At 68.5% G+C, this 21,217-nt stretch carries 23 protein-coding genes and 1 pseudogene; 12 read left to right on the top strand and 12 right to left on the bottom strand.

Features of this window, described 5'->3' with window-relative positions:
* Together JWQ91_RS12700 and JWQ91_RS12695 are read left to right on the top strand one after the other, a co-directional pair.
* Positions 1-320, top strand: a 320-nt coding sequence (locus tag JWQ91_RS12700; protein ID WP_297784613.1) for a GNAT family N-acetyltransferase, incomplete at its 5' end; no start/stop codon positions are given.
* A 43-nt stretch (positions 321-363) separates the two neighbouring features.
* A complete protein-coding gene (locus tag JWQ91_RS12695; RefSeq protein ID WP_297784610.1) occupies positions 364-726 on the top strand; it encodes a hypothetical protein in 363 nt (120 codons plus the stop codon).
* Between the two features lie 47 nt (positions 727-773).
* Here the strand turns inward: JWQ91_RS12695 and JWQ91_RS12690 are convergent, their stop codons facing one another.
* Positions 774-1,349 carry a cupin domain-containing protein gene (locus JWQ91_RS12690; RefSeq protein WP_297784607.1) on the bottom strand — a complete coding sequence of 192 codons (576 nt, stop codon included), beginning with the start codon at positions 1,347-1,349 and terminating at the stop codon, positions 774-776.
* A 152-nt stretch (positions 1,350-1,501) separates the two neighbouring features.
* Between JWQ91_RS12690 and JWQ91_RS12685 the strand changes: the two genes are divergently transcribed.
* The 5 genes from JWQ91_RS12685 to JWQ91_RS12665 all read left to right on the top strand — a co-directional run bounded on the left by JWQ91_RS12685 (position 1,502) and on the right by JWQ91_RS12665 (position 4,969).
* Positions 1,502-2,836, top strand: coding sequence for an FAD-dependent oxidoreductase (locus JWQ91_RS12685; protein ID WP_297784604.1), 1,335 nt, complete (start codon positions 1,502-1,504; stop codon positions 2,834-2,836).
* A gap of 1 nt (position 2,837) precedes the next feature.
* On the top strand, positions 2,838-3,095 hold the full coding sequence (locus tag JWQ91_RS12680; protein WP_297784602.1) for a hypothetical protein: 258 nt from the start codon (positions 2,838-2,840) through the stop codon (positions 3,093-3,095).
* A gap of 46 nt (positions 3,096-3,141) precedes the next feature.
* On the top strand, positions 3,142-3,633 hold the full coding sequence (locus tag JWQ91_RS12675; RefSeq protein ID WP_297784600.1) for an MSMEG_0572/Sll0783 family nitrogen starvation response protein: 492 nt from the start codon (positions 3,142-3,144) through the stop codon (positions 3,631-3,633).
* A complete protein-coding gene (locus tag JWQ91_RS12670) occupies positions 3,633-4,469 on the top strand; it encodes an amidohydrolase family protein (RefSeq protein WP_297784598.1) in 837 nt (278 codons plus the stop codon). The genes JWQ91_RS12675 and JWQ91_RS12670 overlap by 1 nt, the downstream gene beginning before the upstream one ends.
* 92 nt (positions 4,470-4,561) lie before the next feature.
* Positions 4,562-4,969, top strand: coding sequence for an OsmC family protein (locus JWQ91_RS12665; RefSeq protein WP_297784595.1), 408 nt, complete (start codon positions 4,562-4,564; stop codon positions 4,967-4,969).
* Positions 4,970-4,986: 17 nt separating this feature from the next.
* Here the strand turns inward: JWQ91_RS12665 and JWQ91_RS12660 are convergent, their stop codons facing one another.
* The 10 genes from JWQ91_RS12660 to JWQ91_RS12615 form a co-directional block, all read right to left on the bottom strand.
* Positions 4,987-6,423, bottom strand: coding sequence for a DUF1116 domain-containing protein (locus JWQ91_RS12660; protein WP_297784592.1), 1,437 nt, complete (start codon positions 6,421-6,423; stop codon positions 4,987-4,989).
* On the bottom strand, positions 6,420-7,718 hold the full coding sequence (locus JWQ91_RS12655; protein ID WP_297784589.1) for a lyase family protein: 1,299 nt from the start codon (positions 7,716-7,718) through the stop codon (positions 6,420-6,422). The genes JWQ91_RS12660 and JWQ91_RS12655 overlap by 4 nt, the downstream gene beginning before the upstream one ends.
* A gap of 235 nt (positions 7,719-7,953) precedes the next feature.
* Positions 7,954-8,943 (bottom strand): pyridoxal-phosphate dependent enzyme, encoded by a 990-nt coding sequence (locus JWQ91_RS12650; RefSeq protein ID WP_297784586.1) that lies wholly within the window; start codon positions 8,941-8,943, stop codon positions 7,954-7,956.
* Positions 8,934-10,136 carry a lyase family protein gene (locus JWQ91_RS12645; RefSeq protein WP_297784584.1) on the bottom strand — a complete coding sequence of 401 codons (1,203 nt, stop codon included), beginning with the start codon at positions 10,134-10,136 and terminating at the stop codon, positions 8,934-8,936. Before JWQ91_RS12645 ends, JWQ91_RS12650 begins: the two co-directional genes overlap by 10 nt.
* A complete protein-coding gene (locus JWQ91_RS12640; protein WP_297784581.1) occupies positions 10,133-11,038 on the bottom strand; it encodes a hypothetical protein in 906 nt (301 codons plus the stop codon). Before JWQ91_RS12640 ends, JWQ91_RS12645 begins: the two co-directional genes overlap by 4 nt.
* Positions 11,035-11,844: a phosphosulfolactate synthase gene (locus JWQ91_RS12635; RefSeq protein WP_297784579.1), complete on the bottom strand. Its 810-nt coding sequence runs from the start codon at positions 11,842-11,844 to the stop codon at positions 11,035-11,037. The genes JWQ91_RS12640 and JWQ91_RS12635 overlap by 4 nt, the downstream gene beginning before the upstream one ends.
* Positions 11,841-12,764 carry an AIR synthase related protein gene (locus tag JWQ91_RS12630; RefSeq protein WP_297784576.1) on the bottom strand — a complete coding sequence of 308 codons (924 nt, stop codon included), beginning with the start codon at positions 12,762-12,764 and terminating at the stop codon, positions 11,841-11,843. Before JWQ91_RS12630 ends, JWQ91_RS12635 begins: the two co-directional genes overlap by 4 nt.
* Before the next feature lie 149 nt (positions 12,765-12,913).
* Positions 12,914-13,426: an MSMEG_0567/Sll0786 family nitrogen starvation N-acetyltransferase gene (locus JWQ91_RS12625; protein WP_297784616.1), complete on the bottom strand. Its 513-nt coding sequence runs from the start codon at positions 13,424-13,426 to the stop codon at positions 12,914-12,916.
* A complete protein-coding gene (locus JWQ91_RS12620) occupies positions 13,395-14,564 on the bottom strand; it encodes an MSMEG_0568 family radical SAM protein (protein WP_297784573.1) in 1,170 nt (389 codons plus the stop codon). Before JWQ91_RS12620 ends, JWQ91_RS12625 begins: the two co-directional genes overlap by 32 nt.
* A 106-nt stretch (positions 14,565-14,670) precedes the next feature.
* On the bottom strand, positions 14,671-15,366 hold the full coding sequence (locus JWQ91_RS12615; RefSeq protein ID WP_297784570.1) for a hypothetical protein: 696 nt from the start codon (positions 15,364-15,366) through the stop codon (positions 14,671-14,673).
* Positions 15,367-15,481: 115 nt separating this feature from the next.
* Here JWQ91_RS12615 and JWQ91_RS12610 point away from each other — a divergent pair, with 115 nt between their 5' ends.
* From JWQ91_RS12610 to JWQ91_RS12595, 4 genes are read left to right on the top strand one after another with little or no spacing between them, the layout of a single operon-like run.
* Complete coding sequence (locus tag JWQ91_RS12610; protein ID WP_297784566.1) at positions 15,482-16,438, top strand: carbamate kinase; 957 nt, start codon at positions 15,482-15,484, stop codon at positions 16,436-16,438.
* Entirely contained in the window at positions 16,435-17,979 is a 1,545-nt protein-coding gene (locus JWQ91_RS12605; protein ID WP_297784563.1) for an acyl-CoA synthetase FdrA, read from the top strand. Before JWQ91_RS12610 ends, JWQ91_RS12605 begins: the two co-directional genes overlap by 4 nt.
* The gene (locus JWQ91_RS12600; RefSeq protein WP_297784560.1) at positions 17,976-19,145 is read left to right on the top strand and encodes an MSMEG_0565 family glycosyltransferase; all 1,170 of its coding nucleotides are present in this window, start codon (positions 17,976-17,978) and stop codon (positions 19,143-19,145) included. Before JWQ91_RS12605 ends, JWQ91_RS12600 begins: the two co-directional genes overlap by 4 nt.
* 14 nt (positions 19,146-19,159) lie before the next feature.
* Positions 19,160-19,846: a 4'-phosphopantetheinyl transferase superfamily protein gene (locus tag JWQ91_RS12595; protein ID WP_297784558.1), complete on the top strand. Its 687-nt coding sequence runs from the start codon at positions 19,160-19,162 to the stop codon at positions 19,844-19,846.
* Here JWQ91_RS12595 and JWQ91_RS12590 read toward each other — a convergent pair.
* Positions 19,831-20,493, bottom strand: a complete 663-nt coding sequence (locus tag JWQ91_RS12590) for a nitrilase-related carbon-nitrogen hydrolase (RefSeq protein ID WP_366521384.1) — start codon at positions 20,491-20,493, stop codon at positions 19,831-19,833. The two genes, JWQ91_RS12595 and JWQ91_RS12590, sit on opposite strands and share 16 nt — an antisense overlap.
* 514 nt (positions 20,494-21,007) lie before the next feature.
* Here JWQ91_RS12590 and JWQ91_RS12585 point away from each other — a divergent pair.
* Positions 21,008-21,217, top strand: a pseudogene (locus JWQ91_RS12585) (proline--tRNA ligase); the annotation flags it as partial.

Genomic DNA, 21,217 nt, shown 5'->3' with positions numbered 1-21,217 from the left:
GCGGCTACCGCGCCCGGGTCGCCCAGCTGATCTCCCAGGGCTGGTCGTTCGCGATCGTCGAGGACGGGCAGGTCGTCTTCAAGGCCGAGGTGGGGGCCGCCACGGCCCAGGCCTGCCAGCTGCAGGGCGTCTACGTCCACCCGGACCTGCGCGGGCACGGCATCGCCGCGCCCGCTCTCGCCGCCGTGGTGCAGCAGGCACGCGCGACGGTTGCGCCGGTCGTCACGTTGTACGTCAACGACCACAACACCGCGGCCCGTCGGGCGTACGAGCGCGTCGGCTTCGAGCAGACCGCGACCTTCGCTTCGATCCTGCTCTGAGGCTCGTCGCGCCCACCCCGGTCATCGCCGCTACGCTCGCCCCATGAGCCGCGACGTCACGATCATGGCGGGTGCCTTCGCAGCGATGGGTGTGTTGCACTTCGTGGCCCCCAAGCCCTTCGAGGCGATCGTTCCCAAGCCCCTGCCGCGCAAACGGGAGCTCGTCCACGCCTCGGGCGTGGCCGAGCTCGCGGTAGCCGCACTGTTGGCGCGGCCGCAGACCAGCCGCGTCGGGGGAGCGCTGGCTGTCGCTCTGCTCGCCGCGGTGTTTCCGGCCAACGTGCAGATGACCGTGAGCGCCATGCAGGACCCGCGCAAGCCCTGGTGGTTCAAGGCCGGCACCGTCGCGCGCCTCCCGCTACAGGTGCCGATGATCCGGATCGCGCTGAAGGCGACGCGTTCCTGACCCCTGCCTTGAAGGGTCCCAGCAGGCCGAGGGACGGGCACCGCCCGTCACTGTGGTCGCAGGGCCATCCAGATGGCGACAGCATCGGTGTCGCTGGTGTTGCGCCACAGGTGAGGCTGGTGAGTCCGGAAATGCAGCGAGTCCCCTTGCCGCAGGACGTACTCGGACTTGCCGACGGTGAAGTTCAGCTGACCCGAGAGCATGTACACCAGCTCCTCGCCCGCATGTTGCATGGGCTTGGCTCCGCTGTGCGCGCCGGGTATCACGGTCGCGGTCGCGGCGGCGACCAGGAATTCCCCGTATGGCCCGCTGATGCCGGCGAGGTCGATGCCGGCATGCGATGTGTAGATCGGTTTGTTGGCCCCGGCTGGGGTGAAAACAGTCTGGACGTCGTCGTCATCGCCTTCCTCGACGAAGTACGCGACAGGACGGTTCAGCGCGGCAGCGATCTTGAGCAGCGTCGTGATCGTCGGCACCATGCCGCTCTGCTCGATCTTGTGAATCGCCGCGGCTGACACGTCGGAACGCTCGGCCAGGGCCTGGAGGGAATAGCCGTACTGGACGCGCAGGTCCTTGACCTTGGGTCCGATGCCCGACACGACCTTGGAGAGCTTGCTATTCACGCAGTTCCTCCATGACGGGGACCGCTCCGACGATCGGTGAGAAACATTGTGAATACACCTTGACTCGACGGTTGACCGGCGTCAAGTATGTTGAATGAAATATCGCGGATGCTGAATATGACGGACCCCTTCTGAGGAGATCGAACGTAAACATGGCAAATCGGATCATAGTGGTTGGCGGAGGCGCAGCAGGTTTTGGCGCTGCAGGAGCGGCACTGGGTAGTGATCCGGGGGCGAAGGTTACGGTCTACACCTCGTTCGAGGACGCGGCATACAGCCCTTGCGGAATTCCCTACGTGCACGGCAAGGAGATCCCGGCATTCGAGGACCTCTTCCTGGCGACCAAGCAGCACTATGTTGATCAGGGGATGGACGTCCGCTATGAGACGACCGTGGCAAGCATCGACGTCAACGCCAAGACGGTCACGCTCGAGGACGGAACGGTCGACCGGTACGACAAGCTGATCCTCGCGACGGGCTTCAACTACGCCGACCCGGGCGTGCCGGGCACGGATCTGAGCGGGCTTTACTACGTCAAGAACATCCGCCAGGCGATGGAGTGGGACAAGGTACTCGACACCGTCAAGAGTGCGGTCGTGTGCGAGTCCACGCCGCTCGGCCTGGAGATGGTGACGGCCCTCGCGCACCGCGGGATCAAGACGCACCTGGTCGATCCGGCTCCTTGGGCGATGTCGATGGCCACGGATCCCGACATCATCAAGCCGGTCGAGGACTCGTGGATCGAGATGGGTGCCGAGCTGCACTTCAACACGACCCTCAAGGGCTTTGTCGGAGACGGCAAGCTCCGAGCCGTCGCCACCTCAGCGGGCGAGATCGAGGCCGACCTGGCCGTGGTCGCCACCGAGAAGACCGCGAACACGGCGCTTGCCTCGGCCGCGGGCATCAAGCTCGGGATGTCCGGCGGCATCATCGTCGACTCTCACCTGCGTACCTCGGCCCCGGACGTCTTCGCGGCAGGAGACTGCATCGAGGCGGTGCACGGCGTCTCCAAGGTCCCGATCCAGGGCCTTTCGGGTGCCCACGCGTACGCCCAGGGCAAGGCCGCGGGCACCAACGCCGGCGGCGGTGATCGTGAGTACCGCGCCGTCTACGTCCCGTGGGGAATGGTCGCGGGCAAGTGGATGATCGGCGGTGTCTCGTTCAGCGAGACCCTGGCGACGGCCCTCGGCATGGACTTCGTGGTGGGCAACGGCCAGGGCATCTCCCGCGCCCGCTACTACCCGGGCGTCAAGCCGGTCAAGGTCAAGCTGCTGGCCGAGCCCAAGGACCTGCGGCTCATCGGCGCCCAGATGGTTGGCGGCGAGGGCATCAAGGAGCGGGCCGACTTCCTGGCGATGGCGGTGCGCAAGGGCATCACGCTGCACGACCTGGCCTCGATGGAGAACGTCTACAGCCCGCCGATCGGGGCACTCGCCGAGCCGATCGCGACGGCGGCCCAAGACGGTCTCAACAACGCGGGGGCCTGAGGTGTCCGGCTTCTTCCGCTGGGTGCGCAGCACCTCTGAGCACTACCTGATGATCGACGCCCAGGACAAGGTGGCCAAACGGCTGGGCACGCCCAGGCCGTCGGCGCCCCGCGGTGCCGCGATCTTCTGGCGCCGGGTCTACGTTCCGATGTTCTACGTCCTTCCGGCTGCACTGCGGGACCGCATCATCGCCTCCATGCCGGGAAGTCACCGGAATCAGTGGCCTGTGGAGCCCGAGCTCAAGGGCCCCGCGGTCTGATCCCCACATTCGTACGCTCCCATCTTCACCCACCAAGGAGAACAGCATGACCAGTCAGACCAACACCATCCCGCAGGTACAAGACGGCGATGTCCTCTACGACACGTCGGAGAAGATCTTCCCCGACATCCAGGCCGAGGAGGGACAGAAGGCGACCGTCTTCATCCACTCCGTGCCCTTCGAGGGCTCGGTGGCGCTGGTCAACCTGCTGACCTCGACCCGTCTGCAGCGCAAGGGTTTCAAGCTCACGATCGTGTTGTACGGCCCGGCCGTCCTGCTGGCATCGAACACCCGCGGTTACCCGGCGGTGGGCAGCGAGGGCTTCCCCGGAAACCTCGCGGTCAACAAGCAGCTCAAGATCCTGATGGAGGAAGGCGCAACGATCTACGCCTGCCGCTTCGCGATGGGCGCGCTGTACGGATTCCGTGAGGACGACCTGATCCCCGGCATCAAGGCCTTCAACCCGCTCGATGTGCTCGACTCCGCGCTCACGGCGTGGAAAGAGGGACACTTCCAGCTCAACACCTGGACCGTGTGATGGCCGACCTGAAGCCGAAGCATCACTCCGATGCGCATCGGCACCTCGGTGTGCTGCCGGCGTTCCCGTTCTACGGTGGTCCTCCGGTCAATCCGGACACCACTGCGCGGGCCACGATCGCCGAGCTCATCGCGGACCTGGATGCGGAGGGCACAGAGCGCGCTCTGGTCATCCCCAACTACGGGGTCCCGGACCCGAGCCACTCGTTCGCCCTGAACGAGTTGGTGGTGGAGGCCGCGTCCAAGCACGAGCGTCTCAGCGCGGCACTGTGGGCGTCACCACGTCCCCAGGACGCCGAGCTCACCGAAAAGGCTCTGTCGCTCGCCGGCGAGACCGGCGTCAAGGCGCTGAAGATCAGCTTCCTGTTGGGTGGAGCCGTCGATGATCCTGAGTCGATGGCCCAGCTGGACAAGATCTTCGCCGCGGCGAAGGCCCATGACCTGATCGTCCACGTCCACACCTCACCCGGTGCGGCGTCGGACATCGACAAGGTTGGCCAGCTGGTGGACAGGTACGCCGACGAGACCCCCATCCACCTCGTGCACTTCGGTGGTGGCATGAGCGGACACATCAAGCTCATCGGCGGACGGTTCTTCGACTGGATCGAGTCGGGCAAGAAGGTCTACACCGACCTGACGTGGGCCATCGGGTTCGCGCCGCACTGGCTCGCCAAGGAGATCAACACCCGAGGAATCGGTGGCGACCGCATCCTGTTCGCCACGGATCAGCCGTGGGGAGACTTCGAGGGTGAGTTCTACCGTATGATCGCCGCCACGGGAGACTCCGAGCTGTCGAACATGATCTTCACCGACAACTTCGAGCGACTCTACGGCTGAGCGCGCGCAGAATTCAGGAGCACCGCGTCCCGCACGCGAGGTCGCGGTGCTCCTGATTGTCTTGTTCCACACATCGCACAGGAGGACATGGCGTGAGCAGGACCGGAGACTCCGGCGAGGTCGTCGCCCGCTGGGACGGCGACTGGCGAGCGACCGTGACGGCGGGTCCGTTCACCTTCCACGTCGACGAGCCGGAGGCTGACGGCGGGACGTTCACCGGCCCGATGCCCACTGAGTACTTCCTGGCGTCTGTGGCCTCGTGCTACGCGCTGGCGATCGCCTGGGCGGCACGGCGGCAGGGCGTCGATCTGCCAGATCTCGCGGTAGGGGCGATTGGGGAGTACGAAGGACCGCGCTATTCCGGCATCCGGCTCAAGATCACCAGCGGGCTGCCGCCCGCAGAGCTCGAGCCGCTTCTGAAGGCTGCCTCACGGGTCTGCTACGTCTCGAACACCCTCGCCCAGCCCCCGACGATCGACATCAGCGTCGTCGAGGGCTGAGCAAGGTCGTCCATCGGTCAGCGGGCGGACAGTCGCGCGTCGAGCTCGAGAAGTGCCTTGACGAAGACCTTGATGGGCGCTTCGGCGACGCCGGCGCCGATCTGGCCGCTGCCGTCGGCGTTGTGCAGGATGCCCGTCGTGACCTGCGGTGTGATGCCCAGCTCGACGACCTTGCGCACATCGACGCCTACCGGCGACCCCTTCTGGCCCCAGACGGGCAGGGTGAACCTGGACGAACGCCCGACCGAGACCTCGTCCAGTGCCTCGGTGAGCTCTGCAGCGTGCGCCATCGTGCCGCCGACGACCTGTGCCACGGCGGGGGAGTTGGCGGCCGTGGCGCCACCGAGACCGATCAGCTCGAGCACGGCGCTGTCGCCGATGTCACGAGCCGCCACGGACTCGTCGCGTCCGGGCTGATAGAGCGCCCGCCCGACCATGGGGGACTGCACGATGTGCCACGGCGAGCCGGGGCCGCCGAGCCATGCGGCGAAGTCCGTCCCGTTCCGCGACAGTCCTGTCACGATCGACGAGTCGGGCACCTGCGCGGCCCAAGTGGTCAGGGAGCGGGCTGCTGCCATGGCCAGGCTGAGGAACAGCAGGTGGTTGCCCGACAGGTAGTCAGCCACCTCCACACGTCGTGGGTTCTCGCCGCCGACCAGTGAGCCCAGCAGGTTCTTGAGCAGCAGGTTGGTGGCGGCCTGTGTACGGATGTGGACATCGTCGCCCATCGCCACGGCCTGGGCGGCCAGAGACATGACGTCAATGGGTCCGTATGCCGTGAGCGCCTCGCTGAGCACCGGTCCGGCAGCCTCTCGCAGCAGCACGAGCCGCTCGATGGCGCCGGCGCTGTCCTTGCCGAACCAGGCGACGTCTCCCGAGCCCTGGCCCAGCGGCGCGTACGTGCGGATGTCGGCCTCAGCAAGCTCGACCTCCCACACAGGTGTGAGAGGACCCATGGCCGTGGCCATGGGCACGACGACACCATGGACATTCGCCGACTCCAGCCGGACCGTGCCATCGGCCAACAAGACGTCGGCGCTCGCCGGAGTGTCCGCCCAGCCCTCGGCGACGACGGCCGCACGCATGGAACGCCGCAGCGGGTCAGGAACGCGCTCGATCTCGATGGGCGGCCCGCAATGCAGGATGACCTGGCCCTCTGCCAGGACGGGGATGACGTCGCGAGCCGTTCGCACACCGATCAGCTGAGGAGCCCCGCGGTCGAGGCGCTTGAAGACCTCGGCGTTGGCTGCGTCGATCACGGCGGCGTGCGGGCCGTACAAGCGCCGTAGGGCGGCGACGACCTCGGGCTCGCCGCCACCGGGAATGCGCCAGTCGACCTGACTGATGGGACGGTCCTGCGCGGCGATCGCTTCTCCGAACAGCGGGAGCCCGACGTTGACGACGCCGACCTCTCCGGGAAGCTCGACGGGGATGAACGTGTCGGTCATGGTCATGACGTACTTTCTCCTTCGATCAGGGCTGCTGCTGCAGTCAAAAGGGCGGTTTCTGCGTTTTCGATGGCAGCACGACGGGCCTGCGCGTCGAGCACGAGCTGCTGGGCTGCTGCTTGACAGTCCTTGACCATCTGGGCGACGACTGCGGGTGCGGCACCGCCGGTGAGGGTGCGGGTCGCGACGATGTGGCGGGGATCGAGGACCTCGGTGAGGTCGTGGCCTTCCAGTCCCAGCGAGATGCCGGCGTACTGCTGGGCCGCGGTCTCGAGGCGGTCGACGGTGAGGTCGATGCCGCGCAGGCCTAGCCGGCTGGCGTCACGCACGGCGATCCCGACGATCTGGTAGGACGTGCGGTAGTCCAGCCCGCAGGTCTGCATGACGAACTCGGCCAGGTCGGTCGCCTGGCTGAAGCCCGACTCGAGGGCCGCCCACATGCGGTCCGCGTTGACCGACAGCGTGCGGACGACTCCCGTCGTCAGCCGCGTGGTCGTGATGGCCAGCTCGACCGCGCGGGGAATCTCGCCGTAGGCGTAGATCAGGTTGTCGCTGCGTGCTGACGGGCTCTTGCTCACGGCCAGGAAGCCGGTCAGCCGACCGATCAACGTGCCCGACGCTCCGCGGATGATCGACAGCGCGTAGGGATTTCGCTTCTGCGGCATGAGGACGCTGGACCTGCTGAAACCATCGGCCACCGTGACGTAGTCGAACTCGTTGCTCGCCCAGATCTCGAGGTCCTCCGCGAGCTTGTTCTGCGTCGTCAGCAGGCTCGAGGCGTTGGACAGGACCGAGACAAGTCCATCGACCTGCCACATCGCATCGCGAGTGTGCTCGATGAAGCCGTCGAACCCGAGCAGATCGGCCACTCTGTTGCGGTCATCCAGCAGGCGGCTGCCGTTGACACATCCAGCACCGCCGGGGCTCGTGTTGACCCAGTCCAGGGACTCCACGAGGCGTTTGGCATCGCGCAGGACCGGATAGGCGAAGCTGGTCAGGTAGTGACCGAATGTCGACGGTTGGGCATGTTGCAGGTAGGTCTGGTCCGGCAGCCAGGTCGTGGTGTGTTCCCCAGCGACGTTCGCGATCGCCTCGGCGAGCTCGGCCGCTGCCTCGATCAGGTCGACCAACGCGCTGCGCACGTGCAGGCGGAGCGAGATCCGCACGGCTTCACGCCGTGGGCGTCCCGCGTGGAGCCAGCCGGCGTCATCGCCGATCTGATCACTGAAGTGCTTCTCGCGCGAGTTGTACGGCTCGCCGAACGCGGGGTCGTAGGGGAAGTCGTCCGACGGGGTGTCCACGGCGACCAGAAGCACCCGGAGGAGGCGCCGGGCCGACGTTGACGGGATGACACCGCGTTCGTGCAGGTCGATCACGTGTGCCAGGTCGGCCAGGTTCAGACCTGCGTGCAGAAGCGGGGCGTCGGCGTTCTCCAGTGCGAACCCACTGTCGATGAGCTCCGGCGCAGGTCCGCCGGTGGGTGGTCCGTGCCGATCGAGACCAGAATGCCGGTGGCCGGCTGTCGAGGGCAGATTGTCAGGGTTCACGGTGCTCCCATTCGGCGACGGCGTCGAGCAGGCCGCCGGTGTGCCAGAAGATGGTGGTCAGGTCGGGGTCGTCACGACGGTCACCCAGGATCTGGGGAACGGCGCCGAGGGCCTTGGCGGAGTAGACGGGGTCGAGCACGAGGCCTGAGGCGCGCAGCGCGAGCTCGGCGGCCCGGGCGCCCTCAGTCGAGGCGACCCCGTGGCCGGGACCACGCGCGTCGACCAGGTCGACATCGGCGGTGCTGGGTGCAGGTGTGCCGAGCAGTGCTGCGGTGCCGATCGACAACGCGTGGACTCGGGCAGCGGTCTCGGTCGGCGCGCGGCTCACCGAGGCGCCCGTCACGTGCCACGGGCGACCGAGCGCCACGGTGCCCGAGACGAGGCCGGCCAAGGTGCCGCCAGATCCCGTACCGACCACGACCTCGACCTCGCCGGCGACGCGGTCGCTCAGCTGGGCCGCGAGCTCGAGCGCAGCGTGATGAAATCCCGTGGCGCCCAGCGAGGTGGCCCCGCCGCGCGGACACTCGTACGGACGTTGCCCCTGCGTACGCAGGGTGTCGGCCACCTCGACGATCCCGACGTCGACAGACTTCCGGTCCGGATCACCGGTCCACACGACCGAGGCGCCCCAGGCGAGCGCGGCGGCAAGGTTCGGATGGCGACTGGGGTCGCCCGCCAGCACGAGGGTGCAGTCCATACCTGCCCATGCCGCAGCGGCGGTGGCAGCCTGGCAGAAGTTCGATCCTGCAGTCCCGCCGGTCACGAGCACTGTGGAGCCCGCAGCCCGGGCGGCCGCGATGATCGGCTCGAGGGGGCGCGCCTTGTTGCCGCCGACTGCGAAACCGGTGAGGTCGTCGCGCTTGACCAACAGTGTTCCGCGCAGCCCCAGCAGGTCGGCGAGTCGCGGCGTCTCCGTCACCGGGGTCGGGAGCACTGCGAGCGAGTCGCGTACGGGTGCCTCCGAGGACGTCACAGCCACGACTCGGCCTCCCGGGTGCGCGCGGCACGGGCCCTGGCGACGACGAGGTCGACCATGGCCGCTGAGGATCCGGGGTCGTCGGGATTCTGCGTCCCGCCGAGCAGCGCCCGGACGTTGGCCTCCATGCGATCGACGTGGACCTCCAGCCCTTCGACCAAAGTGATGGCGATCGACAGGGCCGTCCCGGTCAGCAGGCAGACCTCCGGGAACGCCACCCACTCGGCCTTCCACGCACGACCGTCGCGTTCGTGCTGGCTGACGACCGACTCGGCGAGGACGCCGGTGTTGGCCCGCACCAGCCGGGCAAGGGTGTCCAGGTGCTCGCTGCCCTCGGGATTGCGCTTGTGGTGCATCGTGATGCTGCCCACCACCGGTGCCGGCCGCGGTTCACCGAGCTCGCCGATCTCCGGGCGTTGCAGCTCGTAGACCTCGTTGCCGATCCGGGCGAGGGTGCCGGCGATGCCGTTGAGCACCCCGGCGAACTCGGCGATGCGGTCGCGTGAGCTGAGCCACGACATGACCGGGTCGGAGAGCCCCAGCTCGGCGCTGAATCGACGCCGGACGGCCAGTCCCCGATCGCCGTACGCGACGAGGGTTCCCACTCCGCCGCCGAGCTGGGCCACCAGCCACCGCGGCGCGCCCTCGCGAAGCCGGTCCAGATGCCGACGGACCTCGTCTGCCCAGGAGGCGACCTTCCAGCCGAACGTCGTGGGGGCGCCGGGTTGACCGTGGGTACGCCCGCAGATCAACGTGTCGCGGTGCTCGACCGCGAGGCCCAGCAGCGCCTCCTCGAGCCGGCGAAGATCTCGCCAGGCGACCCCGCCCACGGTACGCACTGCCAGCGCGGTCCACGTGTCGGTGACGTCCTGGACGGTCGCGCCGACGTAGACGTGTTCCCGGGCGGAGTCCGGCAGGCAACGACGCAGCTCCTGGATCAACCCGAGCGTCGAGTGGCCGGTCTCTCGGGTGCCTTGAGCGATCCGGTCGAGGTCGAGTCGATCGGCCAGCGTCGGGTCGCCGATGGCAGCGGCCGCCGGGCGCGGCACGAGGCCCTCGGCTGCCTGGGCGCTGGCGAGTGCGGCGAGGATCCGCACCCACCCGGCGATGCGCTGGCGCTCCTCGAAGACGTCACGGATCTCGGTCGTACCCCACAGGTGCGAGTACGAGCGCGAGTCACTGATGCGGGCGCTCACGGCGTGCCGTCGGCATCGGTCTGCAGCTCTCCGGCAAGTTCGGATGCCGTAGCAAGTCCCTGGGACACCAGCGAGAATGACGCGCCCCACGGCACCACGACGGTGTCCCCGCGGGTCTCGATGTGTTCCTCCAGCAGGCAGCACTTGGTGAGCCTGGCCTCTCCGGGCGGCAGCGGCAGGGACCGTGCGAGCGCGGCCGGGCAGATGTCGATTTGTTGCAGGTGGGGGGCGATGTCGGGGTAGAAGTGGTCGTGGATCGCTCGGGAACGGGCGCAGCCCAGCAGCACCCAGTCGGCCGGGGGCGGGACCTCGTCGAGATAGGAGATGCCGGCGTCCCCGACCGTGATCCCTCCTCCTCTGCATGGCAGGAGGTAGTGGTCGGAAGGGACCGTGGCGGCCAGCTCCTCGAGATCCACAACCTGCGGCACGCACTCGGTGGGCGGCAGATCCTCTGCCGTGTCCAGGAGACGAGCGACCTGGTCGTAGAGCTTGGCCGGGTGCGGGGGAGCGACGTCGAGCACATGGACGCGCCGCACGTCGGAGTCGAGGACGAAGTTGACGTGCTCATACCGGCCGCGCACGACGACACCGCGCTTGACCTGGCCCAGCTCGGCGGCGACGCGGGCGAGCTGGCTCGGCACGGCGGTGTCGATGTCCGGGCGCTCCACCAGGATGGTCTCGTCGGGCCCGGCGAGCATCTGCACGTCGATGACGTCGCAGAACAGGTCCTTGTCGTCGGCCTTGGTCACCTCGAGGATGGCGGTCTGCCCGTCGTGGCGCGCCACGACGAAACGGGTCCGGCGATAGACCTGCCTCGACAGCAGCAGCGCGCGCAGCCCCGCTTCCTCCAGCTCGATGTCGACGTCGGTGAAGGCGACGGTCCGGTACTGATGCGGGATCACGGGCGCTCCTCGTTTCCGATCGTGTCCGAGCGGAGCCCGAGTCGCAGCGCCTCGACGGACAACGCCTCGAACGGGTTGATGTTGCCGAGGTTCACGTTGGCTCCGAAGCGGCGGATGAGCCAGGCTTGCTGTGACTTCAGCGGCGCCTCGAACAGAAGTCGCTCGAGCCCGACCCGCTCGACGAGCGTGTCGACGATCTCGGTGCGGACGCTGCCGTCGGACTCGAACATCCCGACCGTGCCACTGTCGCGGCCCTCGGTCACGACCCAGGTGGCCCCGGCCGCGATGTCAGCCGCCGCGTCATCGGCCCACTGATCGGCCGACACGGCGACCTGCGGATCCTTGGTCCCGACCTCGGCCAGCACCACGAATCGTTCCGCTGCCTCGGCGATGATCGCGCTCTTGACGTCGCGCGGCATCGTCACCGAGCCGCACGAGACCTCGATGCAGTCGAAGCCCGAGGCCTGCGCCCAGTCCATGAAAGGGGCCGTGGCGCCCTGCAGCCAGGAGATCTCCAACAGGGTTCCCCCGGTGCACGCGCGCACCCCATGGGCCGAGAGCAGGTCGAGCTTGTCATGCAGTGCCGGATCGAGGTAGGCGGTGCCCCACCCGAACTTCCACACGTCGACAGCGGCGCCGGCACTCTCGAGCCGATGCTGGGTCTCGACAAGTGACAACCCGTTGTCGAGGACGTGCGAGATGCCGTCCATCCGGGGGCGGGGGGTCCTGACCGGCAGGGTCAGGAAGCTCGGGCGTGGTCGAGGGACCGACTGGTGTTCACCATCGTGAACGACAGGTCTGGTCATGGGTGTGTCGTCCATCCTGGCTGGTCCGGTGGGCCATCGCCCGATGGCTGGCGTTCCAGGCGCGTGATCGACTCCCGGGTGAGATCGAAGACGACGGCTGATTCGGAGTCGTCTCGCAGCCGCACCTCGCCGGAAGCGTCCAGCGTTCCGAGCGCTTGCGCGGTCAGCCCCCGTCGCGTGAAGGCGCCGACGCAGTCGTCGACCCTGTCCGCCGGAGCAGTCAGCAGGAACGCGAAGGTCGGGAAGCAGCTGAGCCAGTCACCCATCTCGACACCCTGAGGGACTGGGATCGCGTCGAGATCGATCTCGACACCGAGCTGGTTGGCCTCGAGCAGCATCGCCAGTGAACCGATCATCCCGGCCATGCTGACGTCCTTGGCCGCAACGGCAGCGCCGGTCGCGGCCACTTCGGCGAAGATCCGCACGTCGTCTCCCAGGCGGTCGGTCCGTTCGTGGATGGAGCGGAAGAACAAGAAGTCCTCGCGCATGTCGCCCTCCAGGCAGCACGCCAGCACCAGCACCTGCCCGGCCGCGGCGTGGTTCGCCGACAGCACCGCCTCGGCGCGGCCGAGGCCGAATGCGGACAACGCCGGCGGGCCGTCACTCTCGGTGAGATGCCCTCCTACGACCGGGACCCCGTACGCCTGGCTCGCCCACCGAAGGCCCTCCAGGACCTGGCGGGTGACGGCAGTCGGTCCGACCACGGTGTCCACGATGGCCAGGGGGACGGCACCCATCGCGGCCAGGTCGTTGACGTTGGCCACGATCGCACCGATGCCCGCTCCGTAGGGATCGCCCTCCACGAACGCCGACAGCATGGCCTCGCCGCCGACGATCAGCTGGCGGCCGTCGTCGACCACGACAGCGCCGTCGTCGCCGGGACCGGCCCACCAGTCGACGCCGCCGAAGATCTCCGACACAACTCCGATCGCTGCCTTGGAGCGGACCCCGGGAAGCTCACGCAGCCGATGGACGAGTGCACGCAGGTCGGACGACGCGGCGGGCGCGGGGAGGGACCTGTCCGCAGATTCGACGGGCGACGTCTGGGCTGCGGGCGTGTCGATCGCGCTCACCGGAGGCCGATGGACATCTGCTGGTGCGGCTGGTCCACGTAGAGCTCCGGCTCGCCGACCGTCACCCATCCCAGGTGGCGGAAGATGGTGACGTTGGAGAGCTGGATCCAGGCGATCATGCGATCACCGCCGCAGCCCCCGGCGCTCGCGACGGCATGCCGCACGAGGCTCCCGGCGAGGCCGGTGTGGCGGTGCTCATCGAGCACAGCGAGCCGGTCGCCCTTCCACAGTCGCTCCCCGGGCTCGACCGAATCGACCGGGAAGAGGCGAACGCATCCGGCCGGGACGTCGTCGACGTATCCGACGACGTGCTGCACGTCGGGGTGGTCGTCGAACTCGTCGAGGTCGTGCACGTCGAACAGTGACTGCTCCGTGACGAAGACCGCGTGACGGATATCGAGGTGTGTCCGCCTCTCGGTCGGCGAGGCAGCGCGTCGACACTCCAGCACGTGCGTACTGGCCGCAGCCCAGGGCCTGTCAGGCGAAGAGGGGGAGAGAAGTGCGGCCATCGGCCAGACCTCCTTCCGATGCGGGCGATCCGGCACGCTCGAGCGCTGCCATGCCCGAGCAGGCCTGGCACCGGGCGCATCCGGCCATGACGCCTTCGGCCGTCATGCCGCGAGCGAGCATGTAGGGCACCACCTCGCGGTAGATCGACTCGACGTACTCCGGGGCGGGCGGGCGTTCGTCGGCCAGCAGGCTGCCGGGTACCGGACGGAGCGGGACGATGAAGGGGTAGACGCCGATGTCCACCGCGCGGCGGCACGACTCGATCGTGAGCTGCGGATCCTCGCCCATGCCGAGGATCACGTAGGTCGACACCTGTCCCTCGCCGAAAGCCTTGACTGCACGCTCCCAGGCGCCGAAATAGGCTTCGATGCCCCATCGGGCCTTGCCCGGCGCGACTTGGGCGAGGACCTTCGGATCGAACGTCTCGACATGGATGCCGACCGAGTCCGCGCCCAGATCCTTCACGCGGTCGATGACGTCGAGGTCCTCCGGCGGCTCGAACTGGACCTGGACGGGGAGGCCGGAAGCGTTCTTGACCGCTTCGGCGCACTTGCCCACGTACAGAGCGCCGCGGTCAGGCGTGGCGGTGCTGCCGGTCGTGAGGGTCGCGTCGACCGCGCCGTCGAGGTCTCGAGCCGCCACTGCAACTTCGGCGAGCATCGCAGGGGTCTTCTTGGCGATCGTGCGGCCTGCCGCCAGCGATACACCGATCCCGCAGAACGTGCACTGATCGGAATTTCCCCAGTAGGCGCACGTCTGCAGCACCGTGCTGGCCATCGAGTCCAGGTGCATCAACGCGATCTTCCAGTACGGAATGCCGTCCTCGGTGCTCAGGTCGTAGTACTTCGGTCGGGGCGCGAGTCGCACTTCGGCCAGTCGGGTCGAACCCTCGTAGACGGCGAAGCCGTCATCCTCGTGCCGCATCTCGTAGGGCGAGGACTGGACGTAGGCGGCGTCGGTGGGGGCCGTCGTGGGAGCGCCGTCGATCCACAACATCCCCGCGTCCGACGGTCCAGCTCCGCCGCGCCGGCGTTCGATCTTGGACTCGACGCGCAATCCGTGGCTCTGGATGTTGCCGATGAGCTCGGCGAGCTCGTCGGCGTTCAGCGGGGTGAAGGACTCTCGTGCCTCGGACATCTGCTCGCTCCTGTCGATTCTGGCCGTGCCGGCGATTTGTGACTGCAGCCACACGGTACGTCCACTATAGGAAACATTTCAGGCGGGGGATAGGCCGAGGTCGGGGTCAACATGTCGATGGAGGGCCGGCCTCGGGTCGGCTGTGCTGGCGGCGTAGGTCTGACACGTAGGCCTCCCGCTCCTCCGCGGTGCCGAAATCCACGGGGTCATTGCCGTCGATGTCCTGCAGTCGTCCCGTGTCGGGCTGGAGCCGCAGGAGCTGCACGTGGTGGGTAGTCGCCATCATCGTCTCGTCCGGCATCGTGCTCACCGCGATCGCCAGGCCGGCAGGCACGTGGACCTCGAGCCGTCGATAGGGCACGAAGGGATCACCTGGGGCATAGCCCTCCTCCTCCACCACCACCCAGTCCGTGCCTGTCATGCCAGCGAGAAAGGCGACTCGGCGGTCCTCTGCACTTTCCTGCGCCGCCTCGCGCCTGCGCATCGTGAAAGCTGCTCCGAGAACCGCCGCGGTGTCGAGCCCCTCCAGAGTGAGGCGCGGATCGGTCGCGACAGCCTGGGCGAGAACCTGTTCCCGCAGCTCCCAGTCGCGGACCAGCCCGGCGAGTCCGCGACTGCGTTGCCGGAGCACGTCGGTCAGGGCCCCGATCAGGCGCGTCGATCGTTGGTAGATGTCGGGACGGTCGAGTGCGCTCGAGAAGGCGCGGTCCGCGTCCGCGGCCCACCGCTCGCTGAGCCCGCGTGGGACCGCGGCGACTGTCTCCGCTCGTGTCGGATCGTGAAGATTGCTGTCCTCGGTCATTGCGAAACTCTCCCTCGAGGTTCACTATAGTCAACATGACATCTTGTATAGGTGATGCCTATGTGCCGCTGCAGACGTTCCCGGATTCTCGCGGGTTGATCGCGGGGTGCCGCTCATGAGCAGGATCGCCGTAGTAGCGGTCGGCGGTAACGCGCTGACCCGACAGGATCAACAGGGTACCGCTGAGGAGATCGAAACGAACGCTGCACAGATGGCCACTGCGGTCAGTGCGCTTCTGGACGCCGGATGGCGCGTCGTCGTGGTTCACGGCAACGGCCCGCAGGTCGGGAACCTGTCGATCCAGCAGGAGAGCGGCGTCGACATGGTGCCCCCGCAGCCCCTGTACTCGCTGAGCGCCATGAGTCAGGGCCAGCTCGGCAGCATTCTCGTGCGGGCCATCAACGACCAGCGCGGGCCCGGGACGGCGGTCGCGGTCGTGTCGCACATGGTGGTTGACCTGCAGGACGCAGCGTTCAACCAGCCCAGCAAGCCGATCGGACCGTTCTTCCCGGCCGACGTGGCGGCTCAGCTCGGCGCGAGCCGAGGTTGGGAGATGGCCGAGGACGCTGGTCGGGGATACCGCAGGGTCGTGCCCTCGCCGTGCCCGGGAGAGTTTCTCGAGGCCTCTGCCGTCGCTGCGTTGCTGGACGCCGGAAAGGTCGTGTTGGCCGCCGGTGGAGGCGGCGTTGCCGTCTCCCGTGACGCCACGGGTCATTTCCGGGGAGTCGATGTCGTGATCGACAAGGACTCCGCCGCCGCCAGGCTGGCGATCTCCCTGGGCGCGCAGGCACTTCTCCTCGTCACCGGGGTGGATGCCGTGTCGATCGATTTCGGCAAGCCCACCGAACGGGTGATCCACGACGTCCCGGTAGACGACGCGCGCCAGTATCTAGCCGAGGGGCAGTTCCCACCCGGCAGCATGGGGCCCAAGGTCAAGGCCGCGATCGACTTCGTCGCCGAGGCCGACGGAACCTCGGTCATCACCTCGGCTGGGCTCCTCGTTGACGCGCTCGACGTCTCGAGCACGGTCGGCACCCGCATCGTCCCTACTCGCGTGATGAGCCCGGCATGACAACCGCAGCGGGAACCGCCATGATCAAGGTCGTTCACGACACCTACGCAGATTCGTTGCTGCTGCTCGTCGCCACCTCCGACATGTCGGAGTGCGAGGGGGTCTCCTGGGCCGGAGCCGTCATGGCCACGCCTGCCGGCCGGGAGAGCCTGGCAGCCGAGGGATTCGATGCCGACGAGCTGGGCGATCTGGGCTCCAACGATCTCGTCCTGGCCGTACGTGCTGAGGACCAGGCCGCTGCCGAGCGTGCGTTCGACGCCGGCGCCAAGGCCATCAGCTCCGAGGCTCCCGAGGCCGTCGGTGGCGCCCCGGCCCCGCGATCGATCGCTTCGGCGGCGAGTCGCCTGAGCGCCGCGAACGTCGCGATCATCTCCGTTCCGGGCTCCTACGCAGCGCTCGAGGCTCACCACGCCCTGACCGCGGGCCTGCACGTCCTGCTGTTCAGCGACAACGTGCCGAAGGAGGAGGAGGTCGAGCTCAAGAAGCGTGGCAACGAGCTCGGGCTGCTCGTCATGGGACCCGGTGCAGGCACGGCGGTCCTCGCCGGGACCGGCCTGGGCTTTGCCAACGACGTCCGCAGGGGACCCGTCGGAGTCGTGGCAGCCGCCGGGACCGGCGCGCAGGAGGTCTCGGCGCTGCTGGACCGATGGGGCATCGGTGTCTCCCACGTCATCGGAGTGGGGGGACGGGACCTGTCGGCGGACATCGGAGGACGGATGGCGATCGCGGCCGTACGGGCCCTCGACGCCGACCCGGACACCAAGGCGATCCTCCTGGTCTCCAAGCCCCCGAACGAGGCCGTGGCGCGCGAGGTCCTCGCCCAGTGCGGAGACACCCCGGCGGTGGCCACGTTCCTCGGACTGGACGATCTAGACACGCCAGAGGGCGTGCACATGGCGCGCACGCTCGAGGACGGCGCCCTCGCGGCTGCCCGGCTCGTGGGGCATGCCGCAGAGGTCTCCGCCGACGACCTGCCGGCCGCCGTGGCGACCGCGATCGACGGTCTCTCCGCGGAGCGACGCACCGTGCGGGGCTACTACTCCGGTGGCACGCTGTGCTACGAGGCCCAGCTCATCATCGGTGACCTGCTGGGTGGCGTGCACTCCAACGAACCCCTGGTCGAGGCCAACACCGTGCCGGCGCCGCCCGGTGCCCACGTGCTGCTGGACCTGGGTGCGGAGGAGTACACCGACGGTCGTCCGCACCCGATGATCGACCCCTCGTTGCGCATCGACACCATCCGCGCCAACGCGCGGGACGCGGATGTCGCCGCGGTGCTCCTGGACGTCGTGATCGGGTACGGAGCTCACGAGGACCCGGCAGGTCAGCTCGCCCCGGTGTGCCAAGAGGTCATGGCGGACGGCGGGCCGCAGGTCATCGCCTATGTCCTGGGCTCGGCGACGGATCCTCAGGGCTACGACGCCCAGGTCCAGAAGCTGCGCGACGTCGGGTGCATCGTCACTGACACGGCAGCCCGCGCAGCATTTGCGGCGGCGGCGATCGCCGCTCGCAAGCCTGCGTGGGTGGAGCAGCCTGCATGAGTGCCGCATCCCCGAGTGTCCCCGTGGCCCTCATCACCTACAGCACCCGTCCTCGCGGCGGTGTGGCACACACGCTGGCACTGGGAGAGGCGATGCACGCACTCGGTCAGGACGTGCTGATCGTCGGTCTGGGCGACCCCGAGGCCGGGTTCTTCCGGCCCGTCGACGCTCCGACCTTGATCGTGCCGGCGCCTCAGGTCGACGGTGGTCTGGAGGCCAAGGTTGACGCCAGCATCGATGCGCTCGAGATCGCGCTGGCCGACGTCGCCCGGGACTATCCGATCCTGCACACGCAGGACTGCATCTCGGCACGTGCGGCGGCCCGGGTCCGTGACGGGGGGGCGCCCGTCACGGTGGTCCGGACCGTGCACCACGTCGATGACTTCGACACCGAGAAGCTCATGACCTGCCAGCGCCTCGCGATCCTCGAGCCGGACACGGTATTCGTGGTCAGCCAGATCTGGGAGGAGAACCTGCAGGCGGACTACGGAGTCTCTGCGGCGATCGTGCGCAACGGCGTCAACGTCGAGCGCTACGGCACGGCGTCTCCCGAGCTGGCCTCCGAGCTGCGGGAGCGCGTAGGTGCGGGCGACCGGCCGCTGCTCCTCGCGATCGGGGGCATCGAGCCTCGCAAGGGGACCGACACGCTGGTCGCGGCGCTCTCCGCACTCAAGGCCGAGCGCTCACCTTCCCCGGTGCTCGCCGTGGTCGGCGGTCACTCCTTCCAGGATCATCGGTGGTACCGGGAGGCCGTCCTGGAAACCCTCGACGACCTCGGGCTCGTGCTCGGCGTCGACGTGGTCGAGCTCGGATCGGTTCCCGAGTCGGAGATGGCAGGTTGGTACGCGGCTGCTGACGTGCTGACCTTCCCCTCGGTCAAGGAAGGCTTCGGACTGGCGGCCCTGGAGTCGATGGCGGCCGGCACGCCCGTCGTCACCAGCGACCTGCCGGTCTTTCGCGAGTGGATCACCGACGAGGCGCTGCTGGTTCCGGTGGGTGAGGTCGACACCTTGGCCGCAGCCATCGCGTCGGTCCTCGACGACGACAGCCTGCGAGCGCGGCTGGTGGCCGCCGGGCACACGCTCGCGGACCGCTACACGTGGGAGGCCAGCGCGCGCGAGCACCTGGCGCTCTACGCGGCCGCGTCCCTGCGTGCGACCGGTTGACGTACTGTTCTGACATGCTGGTCGCTGGCGTCTCACGCGGGTGGCCGGAAGTGGGACGACTGCGGGCGGTGCTGCCGCCGGGTGCCCAGCTGGAGGTGATGGATCCGGCCGACGCGGACCGCGCCCTGCTCCCGACCACCGAGGCGGCGCTGGTCGAGGGGGACGCACCACAGCGCGTACGCGAGTTCGCGGCGGGGCGGCTCTGCTCCCGAGCGGCACTCGCGGGGATCGGGCAGCGGACCGACCCGGTCCTCATGGACGCCGGGGGTGCCCCGGCGTGGCCGGACGAGGTGCGCGCCAGCATCAGCCACAAGGACTCGCTGTGTGTCGCGGTCGTCGGGAGCACGCGGACGTGGTCGGGGGTGGGCATCGACGTCGAGCGTGCCGCGCCGCTGCCGCGTTCGACGTGGTCCCGTGTGCTGACGGCGCACGAGCGCGGCCTGCTGGAGGCCGGCCCCCGGGGGTCGATCGCCGCTCGCGCGACGTTCAGCGCCAAGGAGGCCTATTACAAGTGGTACCGCTCGTGTGGCCACTCCGGCACGCCGGACTTCAACGACGTCGACGTGTCGCTGCTCGACGACACCGTCGTGGTCACCCCCGCCCTTGACACCGACCTGCCGGTCGCGCGCGGACGATGCGTGGTGGGAGACACGTGGATCATCGCCCTGCTGTACTCCGAGCCGATTCAGCCGAGGTCGTGACGGATGAACTCCACGCCGCTGCGGGGCGTCTCGTCGACCGAGAGGGTGAACAGGTCGTTTCGGCTGTAGTGGCCGACCGGGTCGAGGTCGAAGCGGGCCCCGGCCAGGTCGTCCAGGTCGATCTGGGCCGTCACCAGCCCCTCGCTACCAACGAGCGGCTCGGCCAGGACGTCGCCGAGGGGCCCGATGATCGTGCTGCCTCCATTGATGAGCGGTTTGTCACCGGGCCAGCCTGCCGCCCTGCGTCCGACCTCGTCGGGTGACGGCACGTACTGGCACGCGCTGACGACGAAGCATCGTCCTTCCACGGCTTTGTGCCGCATGGTTGCCTGCCACACGTCACGGTCGTCGCCGGTCGGCGCACACCAGACCTGGACGTCCTTGGCGTACATGGCGGTCCGGAACAGCGGGACGTAGTTCTCCCAACAGATCGCCGAGCCGAGGCGCCCAGCGACGCTGTCCACCACGGGCATCGTGGACGCGTCGCCGCGGCCCCACACCAGACGCTCGGTCGCGGTCGGCAGGAGCTTGCGGTGGAGGTCCACCAGTCCCAGCTTCGGGTCGATGAAGATCGCCGTGCAGTACAAGGTGGACCCGCCGCGCTCGATGAGCCCGACGACCAGCTCGGCCCCGGTGCGGGCTGACAGGGCCGCCAGGCGGTCACCTCCGGACCGGGCAGGTCTACGGCTTGCTCGAAGTAGCGGGCGAACTCCCGGCGTCCTTCGGGAAGTCGGTAGCCCAGCCGGGTGCCGAAGTCGCTGCCCTTGGGATAGCCGCCCAGGACGGTTTCCGGCAGGACGACGAGCCGCGACCCGGAAGCCATGATCTGGTCCTCGTAGGACAGGATGCGCTCCACCGTGGCGGCCGTGCCCTCAGGCGAGGAACCCAGCTGGAGCGCACTGACGTTGATGGTCGACATCAGCGGCGCTCCTCAGCCGGGCCGGCGGGACTCGACGGTGGACGGGGGGCACTCGACGTCCGGTCAGACCTCCGGTGGCGTTGTGGGTGGGTCGACTCATGGGGCTCCGTTCCGAGGGGCATGACGCACCCAAATAGTACGTACCCAAATCGTTGGTGCACCAACTACACCTCGGGAGTCGTGATGGGCACCCGGCAACCGCGTGGCCGGGCTGAGAAGCCCGCACCGATAAGGTCGTCACCATGCGTATGACCCGGCTCTTCCTGCGAACTCTCCGTGACGACCCGGCCGAGGCGGAGGTGCCGAGCCACCGGCTGCTGGTCCTCGCCGGCTACGTGCGGCGGGTCGCGCCGGGGGTCTACTCCTGGCTGCCGCTGGGGCTGAAGGTGCTGGCGAAGGTCGAGCGCATCATCCGCGAGGAGATGGACGAGATCGGCGCGCAGGAGGTGCGC

The organism is Aeromicrobium sp. (genome assembly GCF_025965075.1).
Classification (GTDB): domain Bacteria; phylum Actinomycetota; class Actinomycetes; order Propionibacteriales; family Nocardioidaceae; genus Aeromicrobium.
The sequence above is the reverse complement of the archived record's forward strand: the minus strand, read 5'-3'. Positions and strand labels throughout refer to the sequence as shown.